This is a genomic window from Mycetocola sp. Y791, assembly GCF_059445325.1.
The window spans coordinates 567,192-585,559 of sequence record NZ_JCAIUC010000003.1 but is presented as its reverse complement, the minus strand read 5'-3'; the positions used below and the strand labels follow the sequence as shown (position 1 = coordinate 585,559).

At 65.6% G+C, this 18,368-nt stretch carries 19 protein-coding genes; 17 read left to right on the top strand and 2 right to left on the bottom strand.

Annotation, left to right across the window (positions count from 1 at the left end; translation table 11 throughout):
* Nucleotides 1-6: 6 nt before the first annotated feature.
* On the bottom strand, nucleotides 7-603 hold the full coding sequence (locus tag AC1C2N_RS11835) for a DUF4870 domain-containing protein (protein WP_495434088.1): 597 nt from the start codon (nucleotides 601-603) through the stop codon (nucleotides 7-9).
* A 268-nt stretch (nucleotides 604-871) separates the two neighbouring features.
* On the opposite strand from AC1C2N_RS11835, the gene hrcA reads away from it, so the two are divergent.
* The 15 genes from hrcA (at nucleotide 872) to AC1C2N_RS11760 (ending at nucleotide 15,365) form a co-directional block, all read left to right on the top strand.
* Nucleotides 872-1,894: a heat-inducible transcriptional repressor HrcA gene (gene hrcA / locus AC1C2N_RS11830; RefSeq protein WP_483404310.1), complete on the top strand. Its 1,023-nt coding sequence runs from the start codon at nucleotides 872-874 to the stop codon at nucleotides 1,892-1,894.
* Nucleotides 1,895-1,974: 80 nt separating this feature from the next.
* Entirely contained in the window at nucleotides 1,975-3,072 is a 1,098-nt protein-coding gene (dnaJ, locus tag AC1C2N_RS11825) for a molecular chaperone DnaJ (RefSeq protein ID WP_483404309.1), read from the top strand.
* Between the two features lie 3 nt (nucleotides 3,073-3,075).
* On the top strand, nucleotides 3,076-3,816 hold the full coding sequence (locus AC1C2N_RS11820) for a 16S rRNA (uracil(1498)-N(3))-methyltransferase (protein WP_495434087.1): 741 nt from the start codon (nucleotides 3,076-3,078) through the stop codon (nucleotides 3,814-3,816).
* Nucleotides 3,817-3,863: 47 nt separating this feature from the next.
* Nucleotides 3,864-4,214 carry a histidine triad nucleotide-binding protein gene (locus tag AC1C2N_RS11815; RefSeq protein WP_483404307.1) on the top strand — a complete coding sequence of 117 codons (351 nt, stop codon included), beginning with the start codon at nucleotides 3,864-3,866 and terminating at the stop codon, nucleotides 4,212-4,214.
* A gap of 124 nt (nucleotides 4,215-4,338) precedes the next feature.
* Nucleotides 4,339-5,355 carry a PhoH family protein gene (locus AC1C2N_RS11810; RefSeq protein ID WP_483404964.1) on the top strand — a complete coding sequence of 339 codons (1,017 nt, stop codon included), beginning with the start codon at nucleotides 4,339-4,341 and terminating at the stop codon, nucleotides 5,353-5,355.
* Complete coding sequence (ybeY, locus tag AC1C2N_RS11805; protein WP_495434086.1) at nucleotides 5,352-5,813, top strand: rRNA maturation RNase YbeY; 462 nt, start codon at nucleotides 5,352-5,354, stop codon at nucleotides 5,811-5,813. The genes AC1C2N_RS11810 and ybeY overlap by 4 nt, the downstream gene beginning before the upstream one ends.
* A 3-nt stretch (nucleotides 5,814-5,816) precedes the next feature.
* Nucleotides 5,817-7,115, top strand: coding sequence for a hemolysin family protein (locus tag AC1C2N_RS11800; RefSeq protein WP_483404305.1), 1,299 nt, complete (start codon nucleotides 5,817-5,819; stop codon nucleotides 7,113-7,115).
* A gap of 2 nt (nucleotides 7,116-7,117) precedes the next feature.
* Entirely contained in the window at nucleotides 7,118-8,119 is a 1,002-nt protein-coding gene (era, locus tag AC1C2N_RS11795; protein ID WP_495434085.1) for a GTPase Era, read from the top strand.
* Between the two features lie 85 nt (nucleotides 8,120-8,204).
* A complete protein-coding gene (locus AC1C2N_RS11790) occupies nucleotides 8,205-9,407 on the top strand; it encodes a sensor histidine kinase (RefSeq protein WP_495434084.1) in 1,203 nt (400 codons plus the stop codon).
* A complete protein-coding gene (locus AC1C2N_RS11785; protein WP_495434083.1) occupies nucleotides 9,404-10,093 on the top strand; it encodes a response regulator in 690 nt (229 codons plus the stop codon). Before AC1C2N_RS11790 ends, AC1C2N_RS11785 begins: the two co-directional genes overlap by 4 nt.
* A 255-nt stretch (nucleotides 10,094-10,348) precedes the next feature.
* On the top strand, nucleotides 10,349-12,109 hold the full coding sequence (gene leuA / locus AC1C2N_RS11780; protein ID WP_483404301.1) for a 2-isopropylmalate synthase: 1,761 nt from the start codon (nucleotides 10,349-10,351) through the stop codon (nucleotides 12,107-12,109).
* A gap of 192 nt (nucleotides 12,110-12,301) precedes the next feature.
* Nucleotides 12,302-13,036, top strand: coding sequence for a DNA repair protein RecO (gene recO / locus AC1C2N_RS11775; protein ID WP_483404300.1), 735 nt, complete (start codon nucleotides 12,302-12,304; stop codon nucleotides 13,034-13,036).
* A 2-nt stretch (nucleotides 13,037-13,038) separates the two neighbouring features.
* A complete protein-coding gene (locus AC1C2N_RS11770) occupies nucleotides 13,039-13,839 on the top strand; it encodes an isoprenyl transferase (RefSeq protein ID WP_483404299.1) in 801 nt (266 codons plus the stop codon).
* Nucleotides 13,840-14,538: 699 nt separating this feature from the next.
* On the top strand, nucleotides 14,539-15,228 hold the full coding sequence (locus AC1C2N_RS11765; RefSeq protein WP_495434082.1) for a DsbA family oxidoreductase: 690 nt from the start codon (nucleotides 14,539-14,541) through the stop codon (nucleotides 15,226-15,228).
* Entirely contained in the window at nucleotides 15,225-15,365 is a 141-nt protein-coding gene (locus AC1C2N_RS11760) for a hypothetical protein (protein ID WP_483404297.1), read from the top strand. Before AC1C2N_RS11765 ends, AC1C2N_RS11760 begins: the two co-directional genes overlap by 4 nt.
* Nucleotides 15,366-15,392: 27 nt before the next feature.
* Here the strand turns inward: AC1C2N_RS11760 and AC1C2N_RS11755 are convergent, their stop codons facing one another.
* A complete protein-coding gene (locus AC1C2N_RS11755) occupies nucleotides 15,393-15,878 on the bottom strand; it encodes an aminoacyl-tRNA deacylase (RefSeq protein WP_495434081.1) in 486 nt (161 codons plus the stop codon).
* 33 nt (nucleotides 15,879-15,911) lie between these two features.
* Here AC1C2N_RS11755 and dusB point away from each other — a divergent pair, with 33 nt between their 5' ends.
* Nucleotides 15,912-17,072 carry a tRNA dihydrouridine synthase DusB gene (gene dusB / locus AC1C2N_RS11750; protein ID WP_495434080.1) on the top strand — a complete coding sequence of 387 codons (1,161 nt, stop codon included), beginning with the start codon at nucleotides 15,912-15,914 and terminating at the stop codon, nucleotides 17,070-17,072.
* Nucleotides 17,062-18,330, top strand: a complete 1,269-nt coding sequence (locus AC1C2N_RS11745; protein WP_495434079.1) for a deoxyguanosinetriphosphate triphosphohydrolase — start codon at nucleotides 17,062-17,064, stop codon at nucleotides 18,328-18,330. The genes dusB and AC1C2N_RS11745 overlap by 11 nt, the downstream gene beginning before the upstream one ends.
* Nucleotides 18,331-18,368 lie beyond the last annotated feature (38 nt).

The window sequence follows — 18,368 nt, the reverse complement described above, 5'->3', positions numbered from 1 at the left end:
GGTGGGCTACTTCACCATGCGGAACGCGAAGAAGTAGCGGTATGCCTCACCGTTGTTGACCTTCACACCGCCGATGATGCCGAAGATGATGCCGAGCACGCCGACGATCCAGGCGGCGGGGAACAGCAGCAGCCCGATAAGCACGACCGTGAGCAGCGCGCCGAGGATGTACAGGCCGATGACGAAGATCGTCACGGTGAGCTGGAAGTTCAGCGCTTCCTTGGCTTCCTGGCGAGCGAAAGGTCCGCGGTCCTTGAAGACCAGGTAGATCACCAGCGGGGCGATCCACCCGGCGGTTCCCGCACCGAGGAAGGCTCCGAGCGCGCCGCCGAAGTGAGCGAGCGACGCCCACAGCTTGTCATCGGCCTGCGTCAGCGGGGTGGGGCCGCCGTACTGCTGCTGGCCGTACTGCTGCTGGCCGTATGGCTGCTGTGGTGCGCCGTATGGCGGCTGCTGCGGTGCGCCGTACGGGGGCTGCTGCGGTGCACCGTATGGCTGCTGCGGTGGAACCGGCCCTCCCTGGTAGCTGGGTGGCACCTGTCCGCCGTCCTGGCCCTGTCCGTGTGACGGATCGGGCTGGGAAGGCGTGTTGGGGTCGGTCATGGCATGGCCTTTCGATGAGGGGGACGCTGGGTATCAGCCGCGTCGACGAACGTCCGCGGGGGTGTGCGCCTAGTGGTACCCAACGGTACTGCCGTTGCCCCCATACAGGCAACGCTGAGCGCAATTACGACGCGGCGTGTCTCCGCGCTAGAATTAGCACTCAGGAGTATGGAGTGCCAACGCCAACTCCGCGTGCGGCATCCGCGAGTCAGTGCCCACAATCAACGCCCAGAATCAACGCCCGAAACCAGCGAAGGAGAAGACGGACATGGTCTCCGAACGAAGCCTCGAAGTGCTTCGCGTGATCGTCGAGGATTACGTCGCAAGCCGTGAGCCCGTCGGTTCGAAGGGGATCGTCGATCGTCACTCGTTCGGTGTGAGTGCCGCCACCATTCGCAACGACATGGCCCAGCTCGAAGAGGAAGACCTCATCAGTGCGCCCCATACGTCGTCAGGGCGGATCCCGACCGACAAGGGTTACCGGCTCTTCGTCGATCAGCTCGTTGAGCGGCGGCCGTTGTCCGCAGCCCAGAAGCAGGCGATTGAGGCGTTCCTCGGCCAGTCAGTCGACCTCGATGATGTGCTCGTCCGCACGGTCAGGCTGCTCTCGCAGATCACCAACCAGGTCGCGATCGTGCAGTACCCGTCGTTCGCCCGTGCGACGGTCAGGCACGTCGAGATCGTGGCTCTGAGCGATCACCGGCTGCTGACCGTGCTGATCACGGACACCGGTCGTGTCGAGCAGAGGGTCGTGGAGATCCGCGATCCTGTGGAACAGGAACTGCTCGAGTCCATCAAGACCCGCGTGAACTCGTCGCTCGTCGGACTCCCGGTCGAGGAGGCGTCGTCGACGCTCGACTCGCTCGTCGAGTCGAGCCCGCAGCTCGACAAGGAACTGATGGCGCGGATCACGTCCGCGCTCGCTGAGCAGTTCGGCGAGTACCGCCACGACAAGCTGATCATGGCCGGCGCCGCCAACCTCGCCAGAACCGAAGACGACTTCTCCGGGAGCATCTACCCGGTCCTCGAGGCACTGGAACAGCAGGTGGTTCTCCTTCGGCTGTTCAGCGAGATGGACACGGATGCCAACGGCGTCTCGGCGAGCATCGGCCGTGAGAACGCGTCCTTCGGACTCGGTGAGACGTCGATCATCACAAGCAACTATCGTTCCTCTGCTGGCGAACTTGCCAGGCTCGGGGTCCTCGGACCGACGAGAATGGACTATTCGAACAACCTTGCCGCCGTTCGCGCGGTAGCCCGCTACCTCTCTCGCCAGATCGGCGACAACTAGTCACACTTGCGCGCGGCTCGGCGCGAATACCCAGGAAGCTCGTCGAGCACATGTGCTTCCCAGACAACGAAAGGCCATGAGTGGCTGACCACTACGAAGTACTCGGAGTGTCCCGCGAGGCGACAACCGACGAGATCAAAAAGGCTTACCGCAGGCTCGCACGAGAACTGCACCCCGACGTCAATCCCGGGGCGGATGCCTCTGAGCGGTTCAAGCAGGTCACGCACGCCTACGACGTGCTCAGCGACGCCAAGCAGCGCCAGCAGTACGACATGGGCGGCTCCGGCCAGGGAGCGGCCGGTGGCTTCGGCGGCTTCGGTGACATCTTCGACACCTTCTTCGGCGGCCAAACCCAGCAGCGCGGCCCCAAGTCCCGCCGCGAACGCGGCCAGGACGCGCTGCTCCGCGTGGAGATCGACCTCGACGAGGTCATCTTCGGCACGCACCGCGACCTCGAGGTCGACACCGCAGTGCTGTGTGAGACCTGCCAGGGCTCGTGCTGCCAGCCGGGAACCTCTCCCATCACCTGCGACATCTGCCACGGCTCCGGCCAGATCCAGCGCGCCGTTCGCTCGCTCCTCGGCAACGTGATGACGTCGAGCCCCTGCGGAAGCTGCCGCGGCTACGGAACGATCATCGTTTCGCCGTGCGTCACCTGCCAGGGCCAGGGCCGGGTTCGCGCCCGCCGCACGGTGCCCGTCGACATCCCAGCCGGTGTCGACACCGGACTGCGGCTGCAGATGCCGGGCAGCGGAGAAATCGGCCAGGCCGGTGGACCCCACGGTGACCTGTACCTCGAGATCAAGGTCCGCAACCACGAGATCTTCAGCCGCAACGGTGATGACCTGCTCTGCACGCTCGACGTGCAGATGACGGATGCCATCCTCGGCGTGGAGACCACAATCCACGCGCTCGACGGTGATGTCGATCTCGATCTCAAGCCGGGAATCCAGAGCTCCGAGGTCCTCACCATCAAGGGCCGCGGTGTGACGAAACTGCGCGGTAACGGCAGGGGTGACCTGCGCATCGGCATCCAGGTCGTCACGCCGACCAAACTCGACCACCGAGAGAAGGAACTCATCAAGGCCTTCGCGGCCGGGCGCAAGCAGCAGGACACCCAGCTGGGTCACTTCCAGCAGGGCCTGTTCTCGAAGCTTCGCGATAAGTTCCTGGGCTAGCGCGTGGCCAACCTTTACCTGAACGAGGCGCTCTCTGAATCGCGGGCCGGAGAGCTCATCGAGCTCTCCGGTCCCGAGGCGAAGCACGTGACGACGGTGAGTCGGGCGAAGGTCGGCGACGACCTTCTCGTCGGCAACGGCAGGGGGCTGCTCGCCTGGGGTGTCATCGAGACCATCGAGGCCGGCCGGGTCGGCGTTCGTGTCTCCTCCGTTCGGGAGGACGCGCCGGTGGCCCCTGGCCTGGTTCTCGTGCAGGCACTCGCCAAGGGTGACCGCGACGAACTGGCGATCCAGGCGGCAACAGAGCTGGGCGTCTCGCGGATCATCCCGTGGGCCGCGGCACGCAGTGTCTCCCGGTGGGAAGGGCAGAAGAAGGAGAAGGGCAGGGCGCGCTGGGAAACCATCGTCCGCGAAGCGTCGAAGCAGAGCATCCGTTCGTTCGTCCCGTCCGTCGACGAGATCGTCAGCACGGCGGCACTGGCCTCGATGGCGGCTGAGCACCGCGTCCTCCTGCTCGAGCCGACCGCAACAGACAAGCTCTCCGACTTCGACCCTGCGTCCGACGGATCCGGTGGGGACATTGTTCTCGTCGTCGGGCCCGAGGGCGGAATCAGCAGGGAAGAACTCGCCGCTCTGACCACTGCGGGAGCCCGGGCGGTGCGGCTCGGAGACACAGTTCTGCGAACGTCGTCCGCCGGCCCGGCGGCACTCGCCGTCCTCAACGTTGCTCTCGGCCGCTGGTGACCTGTCAAGCCGGTCCACAACCGGCTCCCGGTTCGTAGGATAGAACCATGTCCGATACTGAGCGAAGCATTTTCAGCCGCATCATCGCGCGCGAGATCCCGGCAACGATCGTCGCGGAGACCGATTCCCTGATCGCCATCGAGGACATCGCGCCGCAGGCACCCGTCCACCTGCTCGTCGTTCCGAAGACGGAGAGTTACCGGAACGTGGCAGAGCTCGCCGCGGGCGACCCCGGCCTGATGGCCGAGATGGTGGCTCTCGCCCAGCAACTCGCGAACGAGCGCGCTGGCGGAGAATTCCGCCTCGTCTTCAACACCGGTCCTTCGGCCGGTCAAACAGTTTTTCATGTTCACGCACACGTCCTCGCGGGGACTCTTGGAGAGGGAACACTTGCCTGATTCTGACGACCTTTCCGGCTCGAGCGAGCCGGTGACGCCCAACCGGGCGGCCCAGGACCGCGACGCAGCGGCGCCGTCGGCATCCGAATCGTCCGAAGCAAGCCTCCACGTCGACGGCGTCGCCATGGTCAGGCTCCTCGGCGCACAGGATCGTTTGCTCACCACGATCGAGACCCAGTACCCCGGTGTGTCGCTGCATGTCCGCGGCAACGAGATCAACCTGTCCGGCGACCCCCAGCAGGTGCAGGCAGCGCGGACACTGATCCAGGAGCTCATCGAGCTGGTGAAGCAGGGCCAGGACCTCGACCCGCTCGAGGTGCGCTCGTCCGCCCGGATTCTCGACGACGCGTCTGGCCGTCCCTCTGAGCTGCTCGGCCAGGCGATACTGACCTCGCGCGGCAAGACGATCAGGCCCAAGACCCTGGGGCAAAAGGAGTACGTCGACGCCGTCGACGAGAACACCATTGTGTTCGGGATCGGCCCAGCCGGAACCGGAAAGACCTACCTCGCCATGGCGAAGGCCGTGCAGGCCCTTCAGCGCAAGGAAGTCGAACGCATCATCCTCACCCGGCCGGCCGTCGAGGCGGGGGAGCGGCTCGGCTTCCTCCCAGGGACCCTCACCGACAAGATCGATCCGTACCTGCGCCCGCTGTACGACGCGCTCAACGAGATGATGGACCCGGAACTGGTCCCCAAGCTCCTGGCCGCCGGCACCGTCGAGGTGGCGCCGCTGGCCTACATGCGCGGCCGCACGCTGAACAACGCGTTCATCGTCCTCGATGAGGCCCAGAACACCACGCCGGAGCAGATGAAGATGTTCCTGACGCGGTTGGGCTTCGGCTCCAAGATGATCGTCACCGGCGACATCACCCAGGTCGACCTCCCGGTCGGTGCCTCCGGGCTCCGCCTGGTCACCCGGGTGCTCGACGGCATCGACGACATCCACTTCGCGCGCCTCACCAGCGATGACGTCGTCCGGCACACACTGGTCGGCCGGATCGTCGACGCCTACAGCGAGTACGACCAGGTGAAGCAGGCCGAACGCTTCGAGCGTGGCCAGGCTCAGGAATTTGCCAACCGGGCCGACCGCAGGGGATCAACACCCCGCGACCGTGCGAAGAGAAGAGGAACCAGCTCGTGAGTATCGAGATCAACAACGAATCAGCGATTCCCGTCGATGAGTCGGTGATTCTCCGGTTGGCTGACTACGCACTCGGTGTCATGCACGTCTCGAGCGAGGCCGACCTCAACATCGTGCTCGTCGACGAAGCGGCCATGGAGCACTTGCACGTGCAGTGGATGGACGAACCGGGTCCAACCGACGTGCTCAGCTTTCCCATGGACGAGCTGCGGCCTGGGACAGAGGATGCGCCTACTCCGCCCGGACTGTTGGGCGACATCGTGTTGTGCCCGCAGGTCGCAGAGGCGCAGGCTGAGACGGCCGGGCACTCGACAATGCAGGAGTTGCTGCTGCTCACGACGCACGGCATCCTGCACCTGCTCGGATTCGATCACGCCGAACCGGACGAGGAGCGGGAGATGTTCGGAATCCAGCGTGACATCCTGCTTGGCTTCAGTATTGAGGAGCGCCGTTCCTAGGCCATGACACTTTTCTGGTTCATAGCCGTCGCGATAGTCCTCGTCGCATTCGGCGGACTGATGGCATCCGTCGATGCCGCGATCGGCGTCAAGTCACGCGCTGACATCGCCGAACTCGCCTCCCACTCACGACACTCGGCGGCACTGCAGGGCATCGCGGATGACCCGAACGCGCACCTCAACGCCGTCAACTTCATCCGTATCCTCGCCGAAACGACCGCGGCGGTACTCGTCACACTGGCCTTTGCGTTCAGCCTCGAGGAGCAGTGGCTCGTCCTGCTCCTGTCCGCGCTCATCATGACCGCCGTCTCGTTCGTGCTCGTCGGGGCCAGCCCGCGGAGCTACGGCCGCACGCACGCCGACGCCATCCTGCGACTCGCCGGCCCACTCGTGCGCTTCATCCGGGTGCTTCTCGGCCCGCTCGCCGACGCTCTGGTCGCGCTCGGTAACCGCGTCACCCCCGGAGTCGCTCGAAACGCGTCATTCTCGAGCGAAGAGCAGCTCCTGAGCATGGTCGACGAGGCCACCGAACTCGACGTGCTGGAGGAGGACGACCGCGAACTCATCCACAGCATCTTCGAGTTCAACGAGACGGTAGTGCGCGAGGTGATGATCCCCCGCACGGACATGGTCACCGTCGACGCGTCCGTGACCGTGCAGCAGGCAATGAGCCTCTTCCTGCGCACCGGGGTATCGCGGGTGCCCGTCACCGACGGCGAGGTCGACGACGTCGTCGGGGTCCTGTACCTCAAGGATGTCGTCCGGCTGGTTCACGAGGGTGACGCCAAAGCCAACAGCGTCACGGTACGGAGCCTGGCCCGCGAGGCGCTCTTCGTGCCGGAGTCGAAGAAGGCCGACTCGCTGCTCCAGCAGATGCAGCTGGAGTCGAACCACCTCGCCATGGTCGTCGACGAGTACGGCGGGATCGCCGGCCTGGTGACCCTCGAGGACCTGCTCGAAGAACTCGTTGGCGACATCTCCGACGAGTACGACGCGGACAGCCGCGATGTCGAGGACCTCGGCGACGGCAGGTATCGCGTCAATGCCAGGCTGCCCGTCGACGAACTCGGCGAACTGTTCGACCTCGAACTCGACGACGACGAGGTGGACTCGGTCGGCGGGTTGCTCGCGAAACTGCTCGGGCGCTTGCCTGTCGCGGGTTCCGCGGTCGAGACCGACGGACTCGTGCTCACCGCCGAGCGCACAGAAGGGCGCCGCAAGGGCGTCAGCACGATCCTCGTGGAGCGAACAGAAGCTCTCAAGGACGTGCAGGAATCTTTCGAACAATCAGAGGAGAAGTAGTCATGACCCATGACGATCAGCAGAATGACCAGCCCGATGCACAGCAGGAGCAGAAGGAGCAGCAGGAGCAGGAGCAGCCGGAGCACGTCCAGCCGGAACGGGAGATCCTTCCCGACAACGGATACCGCGCGGGCTTCGTCTCGTTCGTCGGCAGGCCCAACGTCGGCAAGTCGACACTGACCAACGCACTCGTCGGGCAGAAAGTCGCGATCACCAGCTCGAAGCCGCAGACAACGAGAAAAGCGATCCGCGGCATCCTGCACGACGAATCCGGCCAGCTCATCATCGTCGATACCCCCGGCATCCACCGCCCGCGAACTCTTCTCGGGCAGCGCCTCAACGACCTCGTGCAGTCGACGCTGAGCGACGTCGATGTGATCGCCCTGTGCGTCCCCGCCAACGAGAAGATCGGCCCAGGCGACAAGTTCATCAATGAGCAGCTCGACCAGTACCCCCGGGCAAAGAAGGTGGCGATCGTCACCAAGATCGACGCCGCGCCGCGACCCACAACCGCGGAGCAGCTTGCCGCGGTACAGGAGCTGCGCGACTGGGACCTGATCATTCCTGTGTCAGCGACAAGCAGCATCCAGCTCGACATTCTGGTCCGGGAGCTGATCGCGCTCATGCCGACATCGGAGGCTCTCTATCCCGAGGATGCCGTCACCGACGAGAGCATCGAAGACCGCATCTCTGAGTACATCCGCGAGGCCTCACTCGAGGGCGTCCACGATGAGCTGCCGCACTCGATCGCCGTCACCATCGACGACATGATCGACCGAGAGGACAAGGACATCCTCGACATCTACGCCAACATCTTCGTCGAGCGTGACAGCCAGAAGGCCATCATCATCGGCAAGGGCGGCTCCAGGCTGCGCGATGTCGGCCAGCAGGCCCGCATCCCGATCGAGAAGCTCGTCGGCAAGCAGGTGTTCCTGTCGCTGCGCGTCAAGGTCGCGAAGGACTGGCAGCGGGACCCCAAGCTCCTCGGACGCCTCGGGTTCTAGCGATTTGTACATCGGGAGGATGATCTTCACCTCCCGATGTACCGGATAGCCACGTCACGGCTCCGACGGGAACTAGCGTGGAGATATGTTCCGTCGTCTCTCGCCGCCGCAAATCACCGTCGACATCGTTGTCGCGGCGTTGTTCGGACTCGTCGTTGCGTCGGTAGAACTGCCGTTCAGCGATGGAATGGCGCCCGTGATCGTCGCACTCGGCATGACCGCATCGCTCGCGCTGCGCCGCTTGTCGCCCGGCCTCGCGCTTGCGGTGGCCTGGCTCGCGGTTGCCGTTCAGCTCACCGGCGCCATGCAGCCCGTTCCCTCGAACCTGGCGATCCTCGCCGTGCTGTACGCGACAGGGTGCTACGGAGGCACCTGGGTCCGATGGGCCGGGCTCGCCTCGGCGATCGTCGGCGGAGTGGTCGCGGCAACATACACGTCGCTTATCTTTTTCTCCACGGGATACGACCTGACGCAGATGGCGGATTTCCCCGGGGTCGTCATCGCCTCGGTCTTCGGCTCCATCGCCGCCATTTTCGTCTTCACGCTGGCGTGGACGATCGGCCTGCTCGTGCGCACGTCGCAGGCGGCGAAGGCGGAGAGTGTGCGCCGTCGACAAGCGCAGGAGGAGCAGCGACTGGCGGAGCAGACCGTCGTCGTTGAGCAGGAGCGCAACCGGATCGCCCGTGACATGCACGACGTCGTCGCGCATTCCCTCGCGGTCGTCATCGCGCAGGCAGATGGGGCGCGATACGCGCAGAAGGGTGACCCGGAGGCCATGGACTCGACGCTGGAAACGATCGCCGAGACGGCACGGGGCGCGCTCGGGGACGTGAGGCTGCTGCTGGCAGAGTTGAGGCACCGGCAGGGCGATGGCCCCCAGCCACTGCTCACCGACCTCGACGCTCTGTTTGAACAAATGAGGGGCGCGGGCCTCGACGTGCGTGTGAATATCTCGGGTGCCCAGCCTCAGCTACCGACCGGCCACCAGATCGCGATCTACCGGATCCTTCAGGAAGCGCTCACGAACGCGCTGAGACACGGCAACCGAAGCGAACCGGTGCGTGTCGACCTGCATTGGCAGAGCACGGGAGTTGCCGTCCGCGTGGACAACCTCATCGCCCCGGTTCCCTCGTCGCCGGACGGTGTCGGGCACGGACTACCGGGAATGCACGAGCGCGCCGCCCTCGTCGGCGGCTGGTTTACCGCTGAACGCACCGAGGACTCCCGGTTCGTCGTCTCGGCCTATGTCCCCGTCCCCAACCTCGCTCAGATGGGAGCAATCCGATGACCGGTGAGACCATTCGTGTCGCCCTCGTTGACGACCAGGAGCTCTTCCGTGCCGGCATCCGCATGCTGGTCAGCTCGCAAGCCGACTTCGAGTTCGTCGGCGAGGCCGGCGACGGGAGAGCGGCCCTCGCGCTCGCGCGGGAGACCCAGCCCGATGTCATCCTGATGGACGTCAGGATGCCGGTGATGGATGGCATCCAGTCCACCATCGCGATCCTCGAACAAGCGGATGCCGCCGGCACGGTGCCGCCCCGTATTATCGTTCTCACAACGTTCGATCTCGACGAGGGCGCTGCGCACGCCCTGCGCAACGGCGCCAGCGGATTCCTGCTCAAAGACACCCAGCCCGGTTTTCTCCTCGCTGCCATCCGCACCGTGCACGCAGGCAACGCGGTGATCGCGCCCGGTGCGACCCAGGCGCTGTTCAGCCACTTCGGTGGGGGGTCGCCGACCCGGCCCGTACCCGACCAGTTCGAAAGCCTCACGGCGAGGGAGAAGGGCATCTTCGCTCTCGCGGCGCGAGGAATGAGCAACTCCGAGATCGCCGCGGGCGAGTTCCTCAGCGAAGCGACGGTGAAGACCCACATCTCGCGGGTGCTCGGCAAGCTCGCTCTGCGTGACCGGGTCCAGCTCGTCATCTTCGCCTACGAGCACGGGCTCATCACCCCGGAATCGCCTGTGTCCTGACCGTGGCCGCCGGGGACTGGCATCTCGCTCGGGTCCGCCCCACGCGCGGAGTACCGAACCGAGCAGATTTTCGTGTGAGGCACCATTCGGGGATCAAAATGCCCAGAAGCGATGCGGGGGCGACGCCCGTGGTGTTAGCCTGTTTCTGTGTTGTTCGGTGCCTTCCTTCTTAGCTGCCGCGGCGAGGCTTAGCTCATAGCCCTCTCGTCGCGGAGTTCATCGTTGGCTGAACATCACACGCGAGGAGAAGAGATTATGCAAAACAACCAGACCCCGTCGGGTATGCCGATCCACAAGTACAGCCAGTACCAGGACACCTTCGACGTCAGCCTTCCCGACCGCACCTGGCCCGACAAGCGCGTCACTGCAGCACCGCGTTGGTGTGCCGTCGACCTTCGAGACGGAAACCAGGCTCTCATCGATCCGATGAGTCCCGAGCGCAAGCGGATCATGTTCGACCTGCTGGTCAAGATGGGCTACAAGGAGATCGAGGTCGGTTTCCCGAGCGCGAGCCAGACGGACTTCGACTTCGTTCGCAGTCTCATCGACGAGAACGCGATCCCGGACGACGTCACCATCCAGGTCCTGACTCAGGCGCGCGACCACCTGATCGAGCGCACCTACGAGTCGATTGCCGGCGCCAAGCAGGCGATCGTGCACCTCTACAACTCGACGAGTGTGTTGCAGCGCGAGGTCGTTTTCCGCACGGACAAGCAGGGCATTATCGATATCGCCCTCGCTGGCGCGCGCAAGTGCCGCGAGATGGAGAAGTCGATCCCGGAGACTACCGTCTACTATGAGTACTCGCCCGAGAGCTACACCGGAACCGAGCTCGAGTACGCCGTCGATGTCTGCAACCAGGTGCTCGAGGTGTTCCAGCCGACGCCCGATCGCAAGGTGATCATCAACCTCCCGTCGACCGTCGAGATGGCGAGTCCGAACGTCTACGCCGACTCGATCGAGTGGATGGGCCGCCACCTCAACCATCGCGAAAACGTCCTCATCTCGCTTCACCCGCACAACGACCGCGGCACAGCCGTTGCCGCCGCGGAGCTCGGCTACCTCGCCGGCGCTGACCGCATCGAGGGCTGCCTCTTCGGCAACGGCGAGCGCACCGGAAACGTCGACCTTGTCGCCCTCGGGATCAACCTGTTCACGCAGGGCATCGATCCCCAGATCGACTTCAGCGACATCGACGAGGTCAAGCGCACCGCTGAGTACTGCAACCAGCTCCCGGTGCACGAGCGCAGCCCGTGGGCGGGCGACCTGGTCTTCACCGCTTTCAGCGGGTCGCACCAGGATGCCATCAAGAAGGGCTTCGAGGCGATGGCTGCCGACGCTGCCGCGCAGGGCAAGGATGTCAACGAGCTCAAGTGGGCTGTGCCGTACCTCCCGGTCGATCCCAAGGATCTCGGTCGCAACTATGAGGCGGTCATCCGGGTGAACTCGCAGTCGGGCAAGGGCGGAGTGGCCTACCTGCTCAAGACGGACCACGCGCTCGACCTGCCGCGCAAGCTGCAGATCGAGTTCTCCGGTGTCGTCCAGGCGAAGACCGACGAAGAGGGTGGCGAGTTCACGAGCGACGCGATCTGGGGAGTCTTCCAGGACGAGTACCTGCCGAGCGACACCGAGGCCGAGAAGTGGGGCCGGTTCGAGCTGCAGTCGACTCGCACGTCGAGCCGCATGGCGGGGTCCGTCGAGCTCACCATCGACCTGCGCGACCGCGACACGGTCTCCGAGGCGACCGCGACGGGCAATGGGCCGATCGCTGCGTTCCTCACCGTGATGCGGGACCGTGGAATCGATGTGACGCTCTACGACTACGTCGAGCACGCACTGAGCGCGTCGGGAGACGCACTCGCCGCGGCTTACGTCGACCTGCAGGTCGGCGACCGCCGGCTCTGGGGCGTCGGTATCGATGCTGACATTTCGACGGCGTCGCTCAAGGCCGTCGTGTCAGCGGTCAACCGCGCCATCCGCACCTCGACTCCCGACCGCGAGCTCGCCGGGGTCTGACCCTGGGGCGGCTGTACCCCGCCTCGGAGGGCTCAGCCCGCCACTGCCAGCAAGGCCCCGCACCGCCGAGAGGCGCCTGCGGGGCCTTTCTCTGTCCGCTCTGCCTGCGACGGTTCGCGGGCAGCGTGATAATTGCGGATGCCACGCCCCGCGATCTGACCGAGCGCCCAGCGGGACGCGAGATACTGGACTGTGCCCGTTTACCGTGAAGAAGGAGTCGTGCTTCGCACCCACAAGCTGGGCGAAGCCGATCGGATCGTCACGCTCCTCACCCGCGGTCGCGGCAAGGTTCGCGCGGTAGCGAAGGGTGTTCGACGCACCGGCTCCAAGTTCGGCGCCCGGCTCGAGCCGTTCATGGTCGCGGACCTGCAGCTCTACGAGGGCAGAACGCTCGACGTCATCAACCAGGCCGAGACCCTCGCCTCCTACGGTGCACTGATCGCCGCCGACTACTCGAGCTACACCGCAGCGACGGTGATGGTCGAAACGGCGGACAAGCTCACCGAGTCAGAGGGCTCCCTCCAGCAGTACCTCCTGCTCGTTGGCGCGCTGCGCGCCCTGTCGCGCCACGACCACGATGCCACGCTCATCCTCGACTCGTATCTCCTCCGTTCGCTGTCGCTCGCGGGCTGGGCACCGAGCTTCTTCGACTGCGCCAGGTGCCAGGCGCCAGGACCCCACCGTCACATGGTGGTGCAACTCGGCGGGGTCGTGTGCGACAACTGCAGCCCGCCCGGCAGCCCGAGACTCGACGAAGACACCATCACCCTTCTGGCCGCACTGCTCACCGGCGACTGGGACGCGGCAGACGCCTCGGGCGACCAGCTCCGGTCGCGCGCGAGCGGTGTTGTCGCCGCGTATACGCAGTGGCACCTCGAGCGCGGTCTGAAATCCCTTGTCCACGTGTCACGAGAGCGAGCACAGTAACTTTGCCCAAGCCATTCACGCACAAGGATGCCGTTCCGTTCCGTCCCCTCGACTGGACGGGCATCTACCCGCCACAGGTTCCGGCTGCGGCAGTCCCGAAGCACGTCGCGATCGTCATGGACGGCAACGGGCGCTGGGCCAACCGCAAGGGGCTGCCCCGGGTCGAGGGCCACCGGGCGGGTGAGGCGGCGCTGCTCGACGTTGTCGCCGGCGCCATCCAGATGGGCGTCAAGCACCTCTCCGTGTATGCCTTCTCTACCGAGAACTGGCGCAGGTCCCCCGACGAGGTGCGGTTCCTCATGGGCTTCAACCGCGATGTGCTGCACCGCCGCCGCGACCAGCTCAATGAGTGGGGGGTTCGTGTGCGCTGGGCGGGGCGCAAGCCGCGGCTGTGGGCATCCGTGATCAACGAGCTTCAGTACGCCGAGAAGCTCACGCAGGACAACGACGTGCTGACGTTGACGATGTGCGTCAACTACGGCGGCAGGACCGAGATCACGGATGCCATGCGCCAGCTGGCAGAGCAGGTCGCTGCGGGCACCCTCAAGCCGTCCGGCATCACCGAGAAGTCGATCCAGCGCCAGCTGTACGTGCCGGACCTGCCCGACGTCGACCTGTTTGTGCGCAGCTCGGGGGAGCAGCGCACGAGCAACTTCATGCTGTGGCAGTCGGCGTATGCCGAGATGGTGTTCCTCGACACGCTCTGGCCGGACTTCACCCGCGAGGACCTCTGGGAAGCGGTTGGGCTGTACGTGGACCGCGACCGACGCTTCGGCGGGGCCGTCGACAAGCCCGGAACCTGACGGGCCTGCGCGCGCCGCTTCAGCAGTCACAAACGCACGTTACGACCCACGGAACCGTGCATTCGTGACAGTTGAGTGGCAGAACGGCGGGGGTTCGCGGCTTCAACTGTCGCAAATGCACGTTACGACCCACGAGAACGTGCATTCGTGACAGTTGAGTGGCAGAGGGTGCGGGGCCCGCCGCTTCAGCTGTCGCAATCGCACGTTATGACCGACGGAAGCGAGCATTCGTGACAGTTGAGTGGTGCCGGAGCAGGGGTGACGTGCTTTTGGACGGTTGAGTGGTGCCGTGACGGATGCCCGCTCTGGGCCGTCCGCGACAGCATCCGCCCGTCGGTCGCGTCTCCCGCCGCATGGGCCGCGGCTTCAACTGTCGGAAATGCACGTTACGACCCGCGGAACCGTGCATTCATGACAGTTGAGTGGCAGAGGTGCGGGGTCGGCCGCTTCAACTGTCGCAAATGCAGCTTATGACCCACGAAAACGTGCACTCATGACAGTTGAGTGGCAGAAGGGCGGGGCCCCCAGCTTCAGCTGTCGCGATCGCGCGTTATGACCGAAGGAAACGTGCATTCGCGACAGTTGAGTGGCTGTGGAGGAGGGGTGACGTGCATTCGTGACGGATGACGGCGACGGCATCCGCCAATCGAGCCATACGGCGGCGGGAATACAACCGCGAGCACCCCGGTTGGCGTGAGTGTGAGTGAATCAATCAAGATCGACATCTGGTCAGACATCGCGTGCCCCTGGTGCTACATCGGCAAGCGCAAGTTCGAGACGGGAGCCGCCGCGTTCGCCGAACAGGCCGGCGCCAACGCACCCGCGGTGACCGTCGAATATCACAGCTTCGAACTCGCGCCGGATACCCCCGTCGATTTCGACGGCGATGAGGTTGAATTCCTCTCGACCCACAAGGGCATGCCTGCCGAGCAGGTTCGCGGCCTGCTCGACAACGTCAGTGGCATTGCCAAGGCGACGGGCCTCGACTACAACTACGACATCCTCAAGCACACCAACACGGTCAAGGCCCACCAGCTGCTGCACTACGCGAAGGCGCACGGCAAGCAGCTCGAGGCGAAAGAGCGCCTGCTCAAGGCATACTTCACCGAGGGCAGGCACGTCGGCCGGATCGAAGATCTCGCCGACCTCGCCGCCGAGATCGGGCTGGACCGCGACGATGTAGTTCGATCGCTCTCCGCCGACGAGTACCTCGGCGACGTGCGCGCCGACCAGGCCCAAGGCCACGAGTACGGCATCCAGGGCGTGCCGTTCTTCGTCATCGACGGCAAGTACGGCATCTCGGGAGCCCAGGAGGCTGCGGCCTTCGCCCAGATCCTCGAGCAGGTCTGGATGGAACGACAGATGGAAGATGAAGGAGCGACAGCATGAGTGAGAACAGCACACGTCCACGCCTGACCCTGCTTGGTGACACGGATGCCGTCAGCTGCGAGGGCGACGCCTGCGTGATTCCGTCCCTCGCCGAGGTCACCTCGGCTGTGGAGAAGGCGTTTCGCTCGGGTCTCTAATCACCGCGAGCGGTCGCGCCCGTCGGCTCACTCCGGATCGGTGATGTCTGCCACCACGGCGTCGAACGCCCGCGCGAGCGCGTCCGCGTCCACGAACGCGCTCAGCCCCGGCGCTCCGGCGCCGAGCGCGACGCGAGTGCCGACGACGGACTCGTCGAGATACACGGGCCACGGGGTCGTGCTGCCGAGCGGTGTGATCGTGCCGCGGGCGTATCCCGTCGCGTCGAATGCCGTGTCCGCCGATGGCAGCGACAGCTTGTTCACGCCGACGAGGGCGCGCAGCTTGGGCCACGAGATCTTCCGCCCGCCCGGCACCAGCGCGAACAGGAAATCACCGTCGTGGCGCTTCACGACGAGCGTCTTGACGATGCCACGAGGTTCGATGCCCAGGAGCGCCGCCGCCTCCTCGAGGCTCGATGCGTCGGGGCGCGGGACGATCTCAACCTCGAGGTCACGACCGGCGGCATCCGCCCTCACCCGGTCCGATCCTGACGGCAACTGCTCGACGGTCATGTATTCGCCAGCTTTCTGGGAGAATTGAAGGACATGTCTGTTTCTCCAACGATAAGCCACACCCCGGCACTGTCGATCGGCTCTCTCGAGCTCGATGTGCCGGTCGTTCTCGCGCCCATGGCCGGGATCACCAACACCGCGTTCCGCCGGCTCTGCCGCGAGTTCGGCGCCGGGTTGTACGTCAGCGAGATGATCACCTCCCGCGCGCTCGTCGAGCGCAATAAGGAGACCATGCGGCTGATCAACCACCACGAGTCGGAGACGACCCGCAGCATCCAGCTCTACGGCGTCGACCCGAAGACCGTCTCAGAAGCTGTCACGATCCTCGTCGCCGAAGACCGCGCCGACCACATCGACCTCAACTTCGGCTGCCCGGTGCCCAAGGTCACCCGCAAGGGCGGCGGAAGCGCGCTGCCGTGGAAGCAGGACCTGTTCCGCGACATCGTCGAGGGTGCTGTGAAGGCGGCCGGCGACATCCCGCTCACGGTGAAGATGCGGAAGGGCATCGACGCCGACCACCTCACCTACCTCGAGGCGGGCAAAGCCGCCGAGGGCGCCGGAGTCGCAAGCATTGCCCTCCACGCCCGCACGGCGAGCGAGTTTTACTCCGGTCACGCCGACTGGTCTGCGATCACCAAGCTCAAGGAGACGGTGACGGGCGTCCCCGTCCTCGGCAACGGCGACATCTGGTCGGGCGAAGACGCCCTGCGGATGATGTCCGAGACCGGCTGCGATGGCGTCGTCGTCGGTCGCGGCTGCCTCGGCAGGCCCTGGCTCTTCGGCGACCTCGCCGCGGCGTTCACCGGCAGCGACCAGCGGTTCACGCCCAGCCTCGGTCAGGTGGCCTCCACCTTCCGCCGGCACGCCGAGCTGCTCGCCGAATTCTTTGAGAGTGAAGAACGCGGATGCCGTGACATCCGCAAGCACGTCGCCTGGTACTTCAAGGGGTACCCGGTTGGCGGCGACCTCCGTGCCCGCCTCGCCACTGTCGAGTCGCTCGAGCAACTCGACGAACTGCTCGCGACGCTCGACTGGACACTGCCGTACCCGGGTGCCGACGCCGAGGGCCAGCGCGGTCGCGCCGGCTCACCGAAGCGCACGGTGCTGCCCGACGGCTGGCTCAACTCGCGGACGCTGGACAGCGTCGGACGCGGCACCCTGACCGAGACCGAGAGCGACACCAGTGGCGGATAGCGCGCCGACGCCGGGTCAGTACTCGGAACACGACACCGAACGGGCACTGCCCGAAGAGCACTCCTCGAGGCGCAGCGACTTCGCCCGCGACCGGGCGCGCCTGTTGCACTCGAGCGGACTCCGGCGCCTCGCCGCGAAGACCCAGGTGCTGAGCCCGGCGGCCGGACTCGACTTCGCCCGCAACCGGCTCACCCACTCGCTCGAGGTGGCCCAGGTCGGCCGCGAACTCGCCACCAGCCTCGGTCTCGAACCCGACGTCGTGGACACCGCCTGCCTCGCCCACGACCTCGGTCACCCGCCGTTCGGCCACAACGGTGAACGTGCGCTCAACATCTGGGCCGAAGACATCGGCGGCTTCGAGGGCAACGCCCAGACCTTGCGGATCCTGACCAGGCTCGAACCGAAGGTCTTTGGACCCGACGGGCACTCCTACGGGCTGAACCTCACCCGGGCGAGCCTCGACGCGAGCTGCAAGTACCCGTGGCCCGCCGCCCACGCCGTTATCGATCCGGGCGGACGCGCGAAGTACGGTTTCTTCGACGACGACAGCGACGCCTTCGTCTGGCTGCGCCAGGGTGCGCCGCCGCGCCAGCGCTGCATCGAGAGCGAAGTGATGGACCTCTCCGACGACATCGCCTACTCGGTCCACGACTTCGAAGACGCCATTGTGAACGAGTACATCGACCCGGCGTTTCTCAGCGCGAGGGCCGGACACGACTCGCTCATCGCCGCTGTGCAGGAGTGGGCGGGCGCCGACTTCACCCTCGACGACATGGCTCAGGCCTTCGATCGCCTGGCTGCCCACCCGCTCTGGGTGTCGAGCTGGGACGGGTCGCGGCGCGACCTCGGCAAGCTCAAGAACTTCACGAGCCAGATGATCGGCCACTTCGCGCAGTCGGCGACCAAGGCAACCCGCGAGGCGTACCCGCAGGAGAGCGTCATCCGGTTCAGCGCGTCCGTCGTCGTTCCGCACGACGTGCAGGCCGAGATCGCCGTGCTCAAGGGCGTCGTCGCGGCGTTCGTCATGTCGAGCGACTCGCGCCAGCCGATCTACCGCAAGCAGCGCAGCCTGCTCACCGACCTCGCCGACCAGCTCTATGCGGCGGGACCCGAATCGCTCGACCGCGGGTTCGCCGATGACTGGGCCGCGGCATCCGACGATGCTGCCCGCAAGCGGGTCATCGTCGACCAGGTGGCGAGCCTCACCGACCAGTCCGCCCTCGCGTGGCACGAACGACTCACCGTTGGCAGGCACTGAACCGTGCCTGTTGAGGAGCGTTCCGGCCATACCCGATC

Excerpts from the sequence above, each read along its gene's own strand:
- AC1C2N_RS11810 (WP_483404964.1), top strand. The coding sequence starts at position 4,339 with ATGGTCAGGCTCCTCGGCGCACAGGATCGTTTGCTCACCACGATCGAG.
- AC1C2N_RS11760 (WP_483404297.1), top strand. The coding sequence starts at position 15,225 with ATGAGTGAGAACAGCACACGTCCACGCCTGACCCTGCTTGGTGACACG.
- AC1C2N_RS11755 (WP_495434081.1), bottom strand. The coding sequence starts at position 15,878 with ATGACCGTCGAGCAGTTGCCGTCAGGATCGGACCGGGTGAGGGCGGAT.
- AC1C2N_RS11815 (WP_483404307.1), top strand. The coding sequence starts at position 3,864 with ATGTCCGATACTGAGCGAAGCATTTTCAGCCGCATCATCGCGCGCGAG.
- AC1C2N_RS11800 (WP_483404305.1), top strand. The coding sequence starts at position 5,817 with ATGACACTTTTCTGGTTCATAGCCGTCGCGATAGTCCTCGTCGCATTC.
- AC1C2N_RS11835 (WP_495434088.1), bottom strand. The coding sequence starts at position 603 with ATGACCGACCCCAACACGCCTTCCCAGCCCGATCCGTCACACGGACAG.
- dusB (WP_495434080.1), top strand. The coding sequence starts at position 15,912 with ATGTCTGTTTCTCCAACGATAAGCCACACCCCGGCACTGTCGATCGGC.
- leuA (WP_483404301.1), top strand. The coding sequence starts at position 10,349 with ATGCAAAACAACCAGACCCCGTCGGGTATGCCGATCCACAAGTACAGC.
- hrcA (WP_483404310.1), top strand. The coding sequence starts at position 872 with ATGGTCTCCGAACGAAGCCTCGAAGTGCTTCGCGTGATCGTCGAGGAT.
- AC1C2N_RS11790 (WP_495434084.1), top strand. The coding sequence starts at position 8,205 with ATGTTCCGTCGTCTCTCGCCGCCGCAAATCACCGTCGACATCGTTGTC.
- AC1C2N_RS11785 (WP_495434083.1), top strand. The coding sequence starts at position 9,404 with ATGACCGGTGAGACCATTCGTGTCGCCCTCGTTGACGACCAGGAGCTC.
- era (WP_495434085.1), top strand. The coding sequence starts at position 7,118 with ATGACCCATGACGATCAGCAGAATGACCAGCCCGATGCACAGCAGGAG.